This window comes from Pleurocapsa minor HA4230-MV1 (assembly GCA_019359095.1).
Taxonomy (GTDB): Bacteria; Cyanobacteriota; Cyanobacteriia; order Cyanobacteriales; family Xenococcaceae; genus Waterburya; species Waterburya minor.
This window is the reverse complement of sequence record JAHHHZ010000007.1, coordinates 16,009-30,629: the sequence shown is the minus strand read 5'-3', so window position 1 is coordinate 30,629 and position 14,621 is coordinate 16,009. Positions and strand designations below refer to the sequence as shown.

The window sequence follows — 14,621 nt, the reverse complement described above, 5'->3', positions numbered from 1 at the left end:
TACTCGCGCTAAAAAAGAAGTTTTGGTTACTTATCACGGTCAGCCAAGTAAATTAATTGAGCGTCCTAATTTGATTGTTTGCCCTGCCAAATTCCCAACCCATTTTCTTGAGCAACCTTCTCTGCCCAAGTTAAATGTTCTGGTTTTCTACAGGTATGAGAACTTTGTCGATCTTGTTTGGCATAACCGTTTTCTATAACCCAAGTATTCAAGTGAATCTGCTGCTCAATAAGATAGTTAGGCCGAGCTGAAATTTGTTTTACTAACTCAACATCGTAATTTTTGTCTAGCAGTATCCAAGCTTCATAGCGATCGCCAACTTGCTCAAGCTCTACTGTGCCATTACCAAGATTAATTACTGAGTGCAAATAGTTCTTAGCTTTATCTCCAGAAGCATTTACGCCACATAAATTGATGATCTTAGTTTCATCATTACGAGTCACAGTAAAACTTGAGCCACTATTTACTGTTTCTAAAGTCCAGGGTGTATAGTCGGCTGTTCTGTATTTGTATCTTTGCCAGTTATCTAAGCCAATGATGGCAGCAGCTAATAGGGCAGAGATTATAATTATTGGCTTACGGAAGCGTAAATAAAATAGGAATAGCTTGGCTTGCATATCATGGGAACTTGATTTCTATCTAGTATTCCCAAATAAATAATTAATCTAGAGGAATCGCGGCATCAATTGAAATAGCATTAAACCCTTTATTATTGTGCCTTGGATTTAGCAACTGATGTTTTTCAATCTCATCATTTCTACTTTCAATTATTCTTTCAATGACTCGACAACCACGTTTGGTCATCTTTCTTAAAGCTCCCATGCCTATTCTAAATTTGTCTTGATGATTTCTACCTGACGCTTGGTTGTACTCCATAATCAGATCGATAGCATGATTGATTTGGGCTTCGGCTTCAGTTCTTCTATAGTCAAGGCGCTGTCCCCCGAATGAATTCGGGGGCTTGTCCTTATCGCACTGAGGAGAACCCCGCCAACGCACGGCGGCTTTTGAGTAAGAATACTCTTTCTCAACCTCGACAGTAAGCTCCTAACGTCACTCTACTGGGGGATTCTTGACATCTAACTTCGAGAATCGGATAGTTGACTTTTATCCGTCAAAAGTTAAATAAAAGATAGAAAGATGAGATAAGATATAAAGACAAGAAAACAAGAAGAGAAAAACAAGAGCAAGATCTAGTAGTTTGTCACCGTGGAAGGCGATCGCGTCGCGCTGACCGCATCCGCGTCCGCGCGGTAACAGTAAACAAAGTAATTTAATCAAGGGCCAAAGAATGAACGAAACAGTAATTATCCCTAAAAAGGTTATAATGCTGCCTCTATTGAAACTGCTATTCCTCTGAACCTGATTATCAACCAATTAATGATCGACCATAATTATGGAATTATCTCTGTCCCAGCTTCTCTAGTAAAAATAAACGAAGAATTAGACGGCATTATCCCTAAAGGCTGGATTGAAACCGAACGCTTGGGAAAAGTTTTATTTAAAGAAGCGAAGAGCGATCGGCTACGGGCAGCACGTCTAAAACTTAGATAAACTTAGGCAATACTATATATATTGTAAAATGCCTAAGTTAAGTAGATCTGAAGCTGCTTATTTACTGGGAGTATCTACAGACACCTTGCGGAGATGGGAAGAAGAGAAAAAGCTGATTCCAGAAAGAACAGAAAGTGGTCACAGACGATATGACTTAACAACAATTCTCAAAGACAAAGCAACAGAGGGATTAACAGTTTTATACTGTCGAGTTAGTACTCGCCCACAAAAGAAAGATTTAGACAGACAGATAGCAGTACTTGAAACCTATGCTGAGATTAACAAATGGCAAAACTGCTTGACTCTCAAAGACATTGGTTCAAGCGTTAATTATAAAAAGAAAGGACTTAATAAGCTACTGTCTCTTTTAGTAGAAGGTAAAGTATCTAGATTAGTTTTGACTAACAAAGATCGATTGCTTAGGTTTGGCAGCGAGTTAGTGTTTTCAATGTGTGAACTGTATGGAGTAAAAGTAGTGATACTTAATAAAACTCCAGACAGTTCTCCTGAAGAGGAATTAGTTAAAAACGTTTTAGAAATAATTACTGTCTTTAGTGCGAAGCTGCACAGTATGAGAAGTCGTAAAAACGTAATACTTTTAGAAGAAAACCTGAGCAAATTAGTTAAAATAAGTAAAGAAAATTCGGGATAATATATTTATGCCTACATATCAAACTGTATTACCCGAATCAATCTACCCATTTCTCGACCAAATGAGCGAGATATATTCGGCTGTTGAAAAAAATATGCACGTAGCATTAATGCGTGGCGAACCAATAGCCAGTATTGAGAAGTCTCTACAGTCTAAATACAAAGTAGATAGCACCACAACTCGTAATGTCTACCACAACCTCAAAGGTAAGCAGCAAGGAATAAAAGAACTTAGAAAGACTCAGGCTAAAGACTTAAAATCTACTATCAAAAGTATTCAATCTGCGATTAAAAAGCGTCTCCAAAAAAAGCAGATTACTCAAAAAGATAAATTCATTATCCATCAGCAAAAGCGCAGGCTAGCTATTAAGCAGCACAACCTAAAAGCATTACAGGATAAAAATATCGGGTTGTGCTTTGGAACTAAAAGATTATTCAAAGCACAATTTAACTTGGATGCAAATGGCTATGCTAGTCATGATGAATGGCTAGTTGATTGGAGAGCCAACCGCCAATCTAATTTCATGATGGTTGGCTCAAAAACCTATCAAGGTGGAAACCAACTTTGTCGGGTTACTAGCGCTGGGCAGCTAACAATTACAGTGCCACCATGTATGTTAAAGCAGTTTGGTTCTCACATTAATTGTGATGGGGTTAAGTTTAACTATGGTCAAACCTTTGTAGATATTGCCTTGTCTCCAACGCGACATAAGCGAGGCTTGAGCTATCGCAATGGTACAGAAAAAGCTGTAACTCATCGCTTTGTCAAGAAAAATAGTAAATGGTATCTCCATACAACTGTTGAATTGCCCGATCTGCCTTGGATTAGCCACAAAAATAATGGCGCAATTGGTATCGATTTGAATGTTGATAATATTGCCTGGACTTATTGTGATAGCGAAGGAAATCTGGCTAAACATGGTCAAATTAATATCGATTTACAAGGCAAATCATCAGGACAAGCGACACATATCTTAAGTGAATCCATCGGACAGATAATAGATCTAGCTGTTGAGTATCAATGTCCTATAGTGATTGAGAAGTTGGATTTTGCCAACAAGAAAAACAGACTAAGAGAAAGCGGCAAACGTTACGCCAGAACGCTTTCACAATTTGCCTATAGTAAGTTTTCAGAGCTAGTTCATTCCAAAGCTAAAAGTGCAGCCATTCAAGTTATAGATGTTAACCCTGCCTATTCCTCGCTTATTGGCATGGTTAAATACATGAGTTTGTACGGGTTAAATTCGGGTACTTCCGCAGCATTAGTACTCGCTCGTCGTGGTCTTCGATTCTCTGAGCGGTTGCCTAGATTCTGTAACGCCTTATTCGCGCCAGTGGATGTGAATAAGCACGTGTGGTCTTATTGGGCGCGTATCTCAAAGCTAGTTAAGGGTTGCCGTAGGCATAGCTACTTTGGGATGAGAGTCAGGGTTGGAGTCAAGCCTACTAGCCAGAGTTCTCAAGAGAGCAGGAAGCTAGCAGGCAAAGATTATTCTACTCCTAAAATCCTTAGTGAATCTCTGTGCTTGGATTCATGTCTGCCTAAGTTTACCCAACTTTGCCTAGATTTTAAGTAGCGCGAAGATATTGCTGAGTCTAGAACAGATTGGTCGGAAAAAGTGGTTTCAGAAATTAATCAACTTACAGGTCTTCCTACAGCGCTTTGTGAGCTTGCTGTCATGGTAGAGGACGAGCGAGAAGTTCCTGGTACGATATCAATCGATCTGTCTCAACCTGACGATGAAGAACGTTTTCCGCTGGAAAATCTTTTGCAGCAATCTATGAGTCAATATGATTACGCTTTTGATTATCAGGTTGATAATGTAATTCAGGCTTTATCAGATAACAACATTCAACTCCCGCCAAATTTTCCAGTTCCCGAAGGCATCAAAGATGCTGCTGATATGTTTGTCGGAGTTTTAATGATGGATGCGACAGTAGGTAATAGCGACCGTCATGACCGAAATTTAGATATTGTCAGACAGTCTAGTGGGCAATTTTATCTTTCGCCTGTATTCGATCATCAGAAATTTGGGTTAGAAACCTCGTCCTTCTAGGACGGCTTTACTTTTAAACTAATTCGCTATATACTGTAAATACAGCGAATTACTTTGGATATGTACGCTACTCAAAAAAATCAACTCAGAAGACTTAGCCGACAGGAATTTAAAGCTATGTCTGCTTTGTGTCGTTTGAGTAAGAATCTTTTTAACGTGGCGTTGTATGAATGTAGACAATATTTCTTTAATGAAAGAAAACGTCTGACGTATGAATCTAATTACCACTTGTGCAAGTCGAATGAAAACTATCGGTTGCTTAATACCGACATTGCTCAACAGACTATAAAAGTGGTGGATAGAAGTATAAGGTCTTTCTTGGGACTGCTCAAAGCAATATCTATTGGACGCTGTGACCAAAGACCTAAACTGCCTAACTATTTGCCAAAAGAGGGATATTTCCCTTTGATTATTCCTCGTATTAGACTCAAGGATGGGTATTTTGCAGTACCCATGTCTCGTGAGTTTAAAGAGGAATATGGCGAGGTAAAGATCCAACTTCCAGAAAGGCTGAAAAATAAAAAAATTAAGGAGGTACGAATACATCCAAAATACTCGGCTCGTTGGTTTGAGGTTGAATATATTTTTGAAGACGAAAAAATAGAAGCATCTGTTGATTCCAGTAAAGCTATTGCTATTGACTTGGGAGTTGATAATCTGTGTGGTTGTATCGATACTGATGGGCATCAATTTTTGATTGATGGAAAACGACTTAAAAGTATTAATCAGTGGTACAACAAACGCAATGCACAACTCCAATCTGCTAAAGATAAGCAAGGTATTAAATCGTTGACCAACAAACAAGCAAGACTGAATCAATGGCGTAGTAACTGTGTCAGAGACTATTTGAACAAGGCTACTAGATTGATAATTAACCATTGCCTTGAATATCAAATAGGTAAACTGATAGTTGGTTACAATCCAGGCATTAAACAGGAAATCAATATTGGTAAGTCTAACAATCAAAACTTTGTTCAAATACCCTTTTGGCAACTGAGAAGCAAGCTTAAAGCGCTGTGTTTTAGATACGGAATTGAATATCTTGAACAAGAGGAGAGCTATACTTCTAAAGCTAGTTTTTACGACCAAGACACAATACCCTTTTATAATGCCGACAACCCCACAAAGAATAAATTCTCTGGAAGGAGGGTTAAGCGTGGATTGTATAAAACAAAGGATAAACATTTAGTCTCAGCAGATATTAATGGCAGTGCTAATATTTTAGTTAAAAGTAAGCACAGACTGGATTTCCAGCGAGTGTCTAGCGGGTTTTTGGCTAACCCTCTAAGAATAACTATCTCTTAGGAATCCCCGTCCGCGACGGTCGGGGAGCGTCAACCTTTAGCGATCGAGGTGAAGAGATAAGCGGGATAGAAGTATTTAGACAGGCTGCTACAATACGTCCTCAAGCAGCTAAGATCTGGTTAAATAAATTGCAACAGCTTGATTTTAGGCAAATTGAACGAGTCTTTGCCAAAATACCCAGTGAGCGTCTTACTCAAGAGGCAAAGAACTTTGCTCTTGAGTTACTCAAATATAATCGAAAGCAGCTCTTAAGTTTAGATTTAGTTTTATCCCCTAATAACCAGCAGCAAGACAGGGTAAAAAAGATTGCTCCAATTTTGATCGACTATCTCAAACTCAATCAGAACAAGATAGTGGAAAATGGCAATTCGGTAGTTAAATTTGATTCAAAAACTAAAATTATCACTTATCAAAATAAGATCGACCCTCAAGAATATTTAACAGCTCAATATATAGAAAATGAGTGGCTCGATCTGGGAACTAACATTAGTCAAACCAAAGAATCTTATTTTACTGATATTGCTGCGGTAAATCTTGCACGATTACAAAGCAAGAAACCGAAACCCACAAATTCCGATTCTCCTGGCGACCAATCTAGAACTAGAAAGAGAGCGAGGGGGGTGTGACCCTGCTTGACATCATTTTTAGCTCGATCTTTAATAAATTTTCTTTTAGTAATTTTTGTCCTTAGCGCAAGTGTTGTTGTTGGGTGTAATCCAGCTACCTCGATTAAAACAACTACTGATACCAATTCCCCCACTGCTACAGGTGAGGCTGCCCTTACTTTAGGCTATAGTGCTTGGCCTGGTTGGTTTCCTTGGCAAGTCACCCAAGAATCAGGGATTTTTAAAGCCAACAATGCCTCAGTGGAGCTTAAATGGTTTGATGGTTATTTAGAATCCATCAGTGCTTTAACCACAGGACAAATTGATGCCAATAGTCAAACCTTAAACGACACGATTAGCAGTGCTTCTGGCGGTGCAGATTTAGCTATAGTTTTAGTCAACGATAACTCTACTGGTAACGACAAAATTATTGTCAGTGAAGGAATCAATAGTGTTGCCGATCTCAAAGGGAAAAAGATTGCTGCTGAAGAAGGGACAGTCGATCATTATTTATTATTACTCGGGCTAGAAAAAGAAGGTTTATCCGCAGCAGATATTGAGTTTGTACCTTTAGAAACAGGTCAAGCAGCTACAGCTTTTGTTGGTGGTCAAGTTGATGCCGTTGCCGTATTTGCTCCTTTTACCACTCAAGCTCTAAAACGACCTGGCAGCAAAGAATTATTTAGTTCCAAAGACTTTCCTGGAGCAATCTCCGATCATTTAGTCTTTTCGCGCCAGTTTGTCGAAGAAAATCCCGAACAGGTACAGGCTACAGTCAATTCTTGGTTTGCCACCCTCGATCGCCTTAAGCAAAATCCAGAACAAGCCAATAAAATCATGGCGAAAAAAGCAAATGTAACCCTCGCCGAATACGAAGATTATGCCGATGGTACGACCATCTTTTCAGTAGAAGACAACATCAAGGCATTTGAACCTGGTCAAGATGTCACGTCATTGCAGTTTTCAGCGCAGAAAATCAGCGATTTTTTAGTTAAATCAGGTTTAGCGCAACAGGCTCCCGATCTGAGCAATTTATTTGACGATCGCTTTGTCAAAGCCTATGCAGCGAAACAAAAGAAAAACCTATAAATCTGAGTTTCCCCCGATTGTCCCGAAGGACAATCGCAACTGGTGAGTTGAAAAACTAGGATTGGCTTCACCTTACCAGCATAAAATAGCCCCTATCACTAAATCTATTAACTATTTCTATTTAAGATTTACCAAAACAGTTTACTAGTCTGTATAAGCTTAAGTTATGACTCTTATCTGACAACGATCGAGGAGAATTAGATGATCATCGTTCGATTTGATCATGTAAACTTGTTTCTATGAAAGTGAACAAGTTTGGTCGGGCTGCCATCCTGACCCCGACTCAAATAACTCTACTATTTAACGAGGGATTCACCAAACCCCGCGATCGCGCCCTCTTTGGTGTGTGTTTATATGCAGCAGCAAGAATTAATGAAGCTTGTACTTTATTACGTGGCGATGTAATAGGTATCAAGGGGGTAAGAGATGTTCTAGTAATCCGCAGCTACAACACCAAAGGCAAACAATCTACTAGAGAAATTCAAATACATCCTCAACTAAAAGAATATTTAAATCAACATCATCTCACTAATTTATGGGCCACTCGTCCTCATCTATTTCCAGGCAGACATGGTAAAGGAAGCATTCATAAGGGTAGTGCAGATAAAATACTACGTGATGCTTGCTATAAATTAGAAATAGAAGGTGTCTCGACCCACTCCTTTAGACGCACTGCATTAACCCGTATGAGTGATTCTGGTGTGCCTCTACGACATATACAGGCAATATCAGGTCATAAAACTTTAGCAGCATTAGAAAGGTATCTAGGTGTGACGGAGCAGCAGAAAGAAACTGCTATTTCTACTTTGAATTTTTAGTACTCAATAGTGCTTGATTAATTAAGCACTTAACTAGTTACTTAATTAACTGCTTAAGCAGTTAATTACCTCGCTTTCCAGCATATGACCCAGTAAATCAAACTGTCAAAGAGTTATGTTTTTTTTATCTACTTTTATAAGACGAAAATGTTAGCATTTTCATCTCTCATAATTACTAACTGCTTGATTTAACTGATGAATGTTCATCTCACTGAGACTGTCGATTAGGTTTAAACACTTCGATTTCATCAATTTATTTCGCTGGCTGTATAGTCTAATTAACAGTTGACTAATTCGATCTCCATCCCTGACATAGTACAGTTGTTCAGTAGGTAAGGTCTTTAAGTGTTCTATAAAGCGATTGCAAACTAAATATGTTTCTTGAGGCAATTTAGCAGTAGTTTTGGTTAGTGCGTGGATTAAAGCGTCAGAATTATTGTTAAATGCAGGACTATTGACAAATTTCTGTATCAGGTTTACGTAGAGTTCTAGTTCGTCAGCTTCAAGTTCATAAAAACATCTGGCAGCTTGAGAGCGAACATCTTCTTCGAGATCGCTAAATAGTTTTATCAGTCCATCTACACAATATTGACGAAAGTTCGCAGATTTAAAATTTGCTGCGAAAACTTGAGCTAAAGCCTTTCGATGAGTGATGGTTGCCGATAGACAATAATGAGCGAGATCTTGACCTTCATCCATTTCTAAAGCTCTCATTGTAGAGATTCTTGAGCCGACTTCAATTATGTCAGGCTGTTTTGAACGTATCATCTTTTCTAAAAGAAATTTTAAAATCTCAAAATGCGTATACGTGGAGTATCTCAAGAATCTTTCAACTGTACGTATTCCTAGCAAAACATCTTCTGTATCGCAGAGCTTTAAAAACAAATGAACAGCCAAATCACGGTCATAATTTAGCATTGCCGTGAGAGCTTCAGCAGCACAACTTCTTACAGCAATTGATTTATCTTTTACTATTTTCTCTAAAGAATATTGAAAATAAGCACCGCGAGTTTTATCAGCAAAAATTAGACTGGCGATCGCTTCTACCGCAGAACCTCTGACCGAATTTATTCCAGCAGTTAATATGTCGCCACCGTAGTAAACGGTATCGTTTGGCTCTGTCTTGTGCCAGAATTCTTTTTCAGGATCGGAGTCATTTAGGGCATAGTAAATTAATATATTCATCGCCCCAATAGACCAAGGCAGACTAGCTAGTTTTTGGCATAAATTGCTAATTGCTCGTCCACAAGGCTTGTCAGGGAGTTGATGACATCTTCGGATAACACTAGAAGCAGTCACTACATTGGTGAAACTATATAAAAATAAAAGACCAGCTAAACAATCTATATTAATCAGAACACTCCAAAACTTAATCGGGATATTGATTTCTGAATTTGCCAAACCATTTAAAATTGCGTCGAAATAATAAGTATGACAATCATCTGATAGTTTCCAGATTAAGTGTGCAAATCGAACAGGTTCTTTGGCGGCAGATTTTTCCAGATTTCTTGATAACTCTAATGCACCGCCTTTAGTTAAGTCACTTTTTCTAGAATTTATGCCATCAGCATTATACTTATTTATTGCGTTTAGCCACTGTTCATCAGTCATATAGCTTGTAACGTCTTGACTAATTGGAGATCCAACAACGAAAGCTTCTACTGCTTCAGGAGGTTCAATATTATCTAGTTCTTCTGTTAATAGGTTTAATGACTTAAATTTACGTCGCCATTCACTCCAGCGATGAGCAATAGTTGAATCAAAAGCAAAAAGCTGAATATTATTTAGTAAAATTAAATAAGCTATTTTGTGGTATTGAGTATTAGAAGAATAAGCTAAAGTAAATATTTTAGTGGCAATTATCTGTAATTGCGATTCTGCTGCAATCACAAAGCTGTCAATTAAAACAAATTGAGGATATCCTCGTAAATGTAAAGAATATTCCACACTTCTTTTTAGAAATCCAAGATATTGAGAGCAAGATAACCAATACAATAAATTTATAGTTTGCGGAAATAGCTTGAGTGTTGAATGCTTTGGAACTCGAATATAGAAAAAATTAGAATCGTGTAAGTAAGTTGTTAAAGGAATACTTTCTTGCTTTCTCTTATTCCAGACAGGATAATAATTAAATAACGTATTTTTTAGTTTATTTAAATCTGAAGCAGAGCAATAAGGAATAATATTAATCAAAAGCTGGCCTGTTGCCCAATATGGAGCAGCATGGATGTTGCCATTACTAATATCGTAACCATTTTTTAGTCTACTTGGAGATTGACAAAGAAAGTTAGTTGCATCTTCATAAAAATAAGCTCCATTTGCTGTATATGCACGAACTATAAGAAATTGAATTGTTTTAAAATCTTGGTTTGTCTTAAGTTGTTGTTCAATAATTACCTTACAATCTTGCGGTTCTTTAATAGCAAGATCTTGAAGTGCTTTCTCAAGACAGTTTAATAAAATATCTTCAAAATCGTAATAATTGTCATACTTTATGTAACGCCATACATCATCTTTCCACGGTGGATTGCTACTTGAAGAATCGACTGTAAGTTTTATTTGTTTTAAGACAAAAGGCAAAATGTATTTTATAAAAGAGCGAGGAGATCTATTCGCACTTGCTCGGATGACGCTTTCTGCACTTTGACTGTGAGGAAAAATACTATTTTTATAATCAAATAAGTTGTCTTGATCAATAGCGATACTTAAATTCAAATAACGATCTAAATAATGACCTATTGCTTCGCAAGCCCAATCAGAATTGTTTCTAGGTAGTGAATGTATTTGTGACCAAAAATCTAAGCCAGTATGGTCAAAAATATCTTTTTTTCCATCATAATAGCTTTGATTGAGTAAATTTAAAAATAAATCAAAAATTTGGCGATTATTACCTAAATAAGTAAAATCTATAATCTTATTAATTAAGTCTTGTCCTTTCTTTGAGGAATTGGTTAAGGGGTTTAATAAGTTGGCTACTATTTCTGGTGTTTCTTTTTGAGCATTCCACAACAGATATGTTGCTCGGTTGACATCTCTAATTTGACCGCTATTAAGCCATCGAGTAACTAGCCCTAAAGATGCTAAAAGTTTGAACCAACTACTAGAGGTGCATATTGCTGACCAAGCTGAACGATTTAGACTACCATCACCTTCAAGCATCGGGAGAAGTATTTCCCATTCTTCTTCTTTGGGGTTGTTTAATGTCCCTAGCCAAGCAAATATTATTTGTTTGATATGAAAACGAATATTACTACTGGTTAATAAATCCTCAAGATGTTCGAGATAGAAATCAAAATCGCTTTCTCTCTCATGAATTAAAATTTGCTTGACTTGAGTACGGCGAAATAAATGCTGTTCATCGCTATACAAAAGGGTTAATATATCTTCTTCACGAGCAGCAAAACGTCTGGCAAAAGCATAATCAAAGAAACCGTCATGAAAAAATCTATAACGGTTGTTATCTTTAACTAAAATATGTTCTGATGCCATAGCTTCAGCATCTGCTTGATAATCATCTACAACTGCCTTTGACACAGAAAGACTTTGTTTTTCACTCATGCGATCACTAATAAGATCGATTATCTTTGTCCATTCGATTTTACGTTCAAGCCTTGCATTTAGTTTTCTGGGCTTATAATCCCAAAAGCGATCGTATAAATCTTTGGCAGTAATAAACTCAAGTGAATTACTAGTTGAGTCTGAAGCTATTTGCGATAATAACCATAGATGTAGGGGAACAGACAGTAAATTTAGTTGTTGTGAGTTTAGTTTTGTAGCATCCAAATTCAACTCAGCAACTATTTCTCTAACCTTGTCATGACTGAGATAATTGATATTGAAGGTTTCAGCTATACCCTTAGTGTCAATTAATTTCTTTAATCTATAATCGTTATCCAGATCGAACTGACGGCAGGCTAACAACAAACCCATATTAGGATAAACTAAAGTCTGTCTAATTATTTCATTGACGCACTCAAAAAAATCTGGATGACGACCAGAAGCCAAACTAACTGTATCCAACTGATCTATTACAAGTACGCATTCTCTACCTTTAGCAATACTGGCTAAGACATTAGTAGGAGAACCAGGTAACTTTAACTGTTTACCAACATCATCAGAATGATCTACTGGCTTAAGATTATCTACACGCATTGACAATACAGGAATGCCTAGATCAATCAGTGCTTTTAAAACCTGAAGCATGATCACACTTTTACCAATTCCAGCTTCTCCCGTTACTAATACTGCCTTTTTTCCAGTATTTGACTGAAGTTTAGACAAAATAGTTTGAGTTTCATCACGGGAAATTATATTGTCTGCGATCTCAATATCTTTGAGTCTTTTAATATAACGACGATTTGTATTCTCAACAGTAGCTAAAACACGCGTGTCTTTTCCCCATTCGCGACGACGATATCCTCTTTGACTTAGATAATGCCAGATATCATGTGTATTCAACTCTTTACGAGTACTATTAAGTATCAACTCAGCTAATTCAATTCTGATCGTCTTGGGGTCTTCTTCTACTAGAGTAGTAAGACGATTTTCAATCGAATCAATTAAAAAATCTTCTCCAACGGTTTGAATTTTGACTTTTCTTAAAGCTTCATATGCTGATTGTGGAGAGCAACTTTGCCATTTTTCACGCAGGACTTTAAATTTAGTTGAGATACCTATATCATTAATTCTTTTTCGTTCAAATTCTGTAAATGAGTTGGAGTTTTTAGCACGGTAAGCTAGTTCGTATAGCTCCTTGGCATTTTCGGTCGAAATAAATACACAGGTAACATCTGGTTTTTGAAGATAATCCCAAAAGTCGGAAAGAACGCTAATTTGATTTGTTTCTAAAGACTTTAATGACCAGTTACCACTGCTGCTTTTCTGCCTTTTAACCTGATGATACTCTTTCTTGCCTTTGCGCCACATGAAGAATTCAAAAGCATCTTCTCCTGGAGGTTCTAAGTATATCGACTCGGCTTGTTCATCCATAACATCAATCATGCAATGAATTGTCCAGCGAGCTTCATAACGATTACCCAGTTTATCTGCTTCTCCACCAGCTTGAGGCATAAGACAAAATATATAGTCTGCTAATCTGTCTGATCTGAATCAATAATGACAAACATTCTTGTATATTGGTTAATATGCAAAATCAGAGTCCTGTTGTAGCTATTTTTTTATCTTAATATCTCAAATAACAGACAAGCAGAATTATCGGTAACACAAGACTAATTTATCGAAAAATACTGGCATAATTAATTTTTAATAAACATATTCCTCTATAGAATGACTAAATTTAGGTGTCTCCTATTTTATAACTTAATAGACTCAAAAATCCCCCTCTACATACTGTCTCCTAAATCTCTTTTCAGGTTATTAGTAGACAGTTTGTCTCGCAATTGATTTATTAGACAGCTTTGGAGGGTATGACATAGTAACTAACTAAGCGCTTAATCGATTAATTACTTAACTGCCTACTTGATCTTTATGGTTAGTGAGGCTATAACAAGTCAGATAATCACTTAAGCAGTTAATTAAATAACTACTTATTTGGCTAATCGATTAATCGCTTAAGCACTTAACTGATTAACTATGATCGTAACTGTAGCCTCATTTAAAGGTGGGGTAGGAAAAAGTACTACCTCCATTCACCTAGCCTCCTATTTCTCCCAGGAAGGAAAGAATAATGTACTGTTACTCGATGGAGATGCTAACCGTAGTGTTTCTAATTGGGCTGAAAGAGGCAAGCTACCATTTCTTGTAGCTGATGAACGACACGCGGCTAAATATTCTAGAGATGCAGACCACATCATCATCGATACTGCTGCCCGTCCCAATGAGGAAGATTTAAAAACTCTAGCTGAAGGTTGCGACTTATTAATTCTCCCTTGTGTACCTGATGTACTTAGTCTAGAGGCAATGATGCTGACAGTAGAGGCGCTAAAAAAGCTAAACAGTGATAGCTATAAAGTTCTATTGAGCATAGTGCCACCTAAACCAAACCGAGATGGAGATGAAGCCCGTAAGTCATTACTAAAAGCTGACTTACCTTTGTTTGATAGTTCAATTAGAAGGTTTCAAGCGTATAAGAAAGCAGCACTATTAGGCGTTTCAGTTGATAAAGTCAACGATAGCAAATCTAAGATTGCTTGGAAAGATTATCAGGATGTAGGTAGAGAAATAGAGGAATTATTCTAATGTTTGATGATGTATTAAAAGGAGCTAAAGCTAAAAAGAATAAAGTAGAGAAAGTAGAAGAAATTGAATCTACTGTCACTAGTCCTGCTGAGACAAAAGATATTGATGAGGCAAGTACTAATACTCTCAATACTCCTAAAAGAAGTAAATCTACTGGTAAAAGAACAGATCCGACCTATAAACAAGTAGGTGCTTATGTCAAGAAAGATACTTACCTACAAATTCAGAAACTATTGCTAGACAAGCCCGACAGAGATTTCTCAGATTTAGTGCAAGAACTCTTAAGCACTTATCTAGACAACCAATTAAGCAATTAAGTGATTAAGTGATTAAGCATTTCTAGC

General features: G+C 37.2%; 13 protein-coding genes. 10 read left to right on the top strand and 3 right to left on the bottom strand.

Features of this window, described 5'->3' with window-relative positions; translation table 11 throughout:
* Window positions 1-65: 65 nt before the first annotated feature.
* Window positions 66-617, bottom strand: coding sequence for a thermonuclease family protein (locus tag KME09_01845; GenBank protein ID MBW4532658.1), 552 nt, complete (start codon window positions 615-617; stop codon window positions 66-68).
* Between the two features lie 43 nt (window positions 618-660).
* The gene (locus KME09_01840; protein ID MBW4532657.1) at window positions 661-999 is read right to left on the bottom strand and encodes a hypothetical protein; all 339 of its coding nucleotides are present in this window, start codon (window positions 997-999) and stop codon (window positions 661-663) included.
* 381 nt (window positions 1,000-1,380) lie between these two features.
* On the opposite strand from KME09_01840, the gene KME09_01835 reads away from it, so the two are divergent.
* The 8 genes from KME09_01835 to KME09_01800 all read left to right on the top strand — a co-directional run bounded on the left by KME09_01835 (window position 1,381) and on the right by KME09_01800 (window position 8,079).
* A complete protein-coding gene (locus tag KME09_01835; GenBank protein ID MBW4532656.1) occupies window positions 1,381-1,554 on the top strand; it encodes a hypothetical protein in 174 nt (57 codons plus the stop codon).
* Between the two features lie 28 nt (window positions 1,555-1,582).
* Window positions 1,583-2,206, top strand: coding sequence for an IS607 family transposase (locus KME09_01830; protein MBW4532655.1), 624 nt, complete (start codon window positions 1,583-1,585; stop codon window positions 2,204-2,206).
* 7 nt (window positions 2,207-2,213) lie between these two features.
* A complete protein-coding gene (locus tag KME09_01825; GenBank protein ID MBW4532654.1) occupies window positions 2,214-3,782 on the top strand; it encodes an IS200/IS605 family accessory protein TnpB-related protein in 1,569 nt (522 codons plus the stop codon).
* A 42-nt stretch (window positions 3,783-3,824) separates the two neighbouring features.
* Entirely contained in the window at window positions 3,825-4,262 is a 438-nt protein-coding gene (locus KME09_01820) for a hypothetical protein (GenBank protein MBW4532653.1), read from the top strand.
* Between the two features lie 60 nt (window positions 4,263-4,322).
* Entirely contained in the window at window positions 4,323-5,567 is a 1,245-nt protein-coding gene (locus tag KME09_01815) for a transposase (GenBank protein ID MBW4532652.1), read from the top strand.
* A gap of 128 nt (window positions 5,568-5,695) precedes the next feature.
* Window positions 5,696-6,193, top strand: a complete 498-nt coding sequence (locus tag KME09_01810) for a hypothetical protein (protein ID MBW4532651.1) — start codon at window positions 5,696-5,698, stop codon at window positions 6,191-6,193.
* 6 nt (window positions 6,194-6,199) lie between these two features.
* Window positions 6,200-7,261 (top strand): ABC transporter substrate-binding protein, encoded by a 1,062-nt coding sequence (locus tag KME09_01805; protein MBW4532650.1) that lies wholly within the window; start codon window positions 6,200-6,202, stop codon window positions 7,259-7,261.
* Window positions 7,262-7,500: 239 nt separating this feature from the next.
* Window positions 7,501-8,079, top strand: coding sequence for a site-specific integrase (locus KME09_01800; protein MBW4532649.1), 579 nt, complete (start codon window positions 7,501-7,503; stop codon window positions 8,077-8,079).
* A 159-nt stretch (window positions 8,080-8,238) separates the two neighbouring features.
* Here the strand turns inward: KME09_01800 and KME09_01795 are convergent, their stop codons facing one another.
* Window positions 8,239-13,149, bottom strand: a complete 4,911-nt coding sequence (locus KME09_01795) for a hypothetical protein (GenBank protein ID MBW4532648.1) — start codon at window positions 13,147-13,149, stop codon at window positions 8,239-8,241.
* Between the two features lie 522 nt (window positions 13,150-13,671).
* Between KME09_01795 and KME09_01790 the strand changes: the two genes are divergently transcribed.
* Window positions 13,672-14,277, top strand: coding sequence for a ParA family protein (locus KME09_01790; protein MBW4532647.1), 606 nt, complete (start codon window positions 13,672-13,674; stop codon window positions 14,275-14,277).
* Window positions 14,277-14,594: a hypothetical protein gene (locus KME09_01785; protein ID MBW4532646.1), complete on the top strand. Its 318-nt coding sequence runs from the start codon at window positions 14,277-14,279 to the stop codon at window positions 14,592-14,594. Before KME09_01790 ends, KME09_01785 begins: the two co-directional genes overlap by 1 nt.
* Window positions 14,595-14,621 lie beyond the last annotated feature (27 nt).

Coding starts and splice junctions, on each gene's coding strand:
- KME09_01845 (MBW4532658.1), bottom strand. CDS start 617: ATGCAAGCCAAGCTATTCCTATTTTATTTACGCTTCCGTAAGCCAATA.
- KME09_01835 (MBW4532656.1), top strand. CDS start 1,381: ATGATCGACCATAATTATGGAATTATCTCTGTCCCAGCTTCTCTAGTA.
- KME09_01830 (MBW4532655.1), top strand. CDS start 1,583: ATGCCTAAGTTAAGTAGATCTGAAGCTGCTTATTTACTGGGAGTATCT.
- KME09_01825 (MBW4532654.1), top strand. CDS start 2,214: ATGCCTACATATCAAACTGTATTACCCGAATCAATCTACCCATTTCTC.
- KME09_01815 (MBW4532652.1), top strand. CDS start 4,323: ATGTACGCTACTCAAAAAAATCAACTCAGAAGACTTAGCCGACAGGAA.
- KME09_01800 (MBW4532649.1), top strand. CDS start 7,501: ATGAAAGTGAACAAGTTTGGTCGGGCTGCCATCCTGACCCCGACTCAA.
- KME09_01795 (MBW4532648.1), bottom strand. CDS start 13,149: ATGCCTCAAGCTGGTGGAGAAGCAGATAAACTGGGTAATCGTTATGAA.
- KME09_01790 (MBW4532647.1), top strand. CDS start 13,672: ATGATCGTAACTGTAGCCTCATTTAAAGGTGGGGTAGGAAAAAGTACT.
- KME09_01785 (MBW4532646.1), top strand. CDS start 14,277: ATGTTTGATGATGTATTAAAAGGAGCTAAAGCTAAAAAGAATAAAGTA.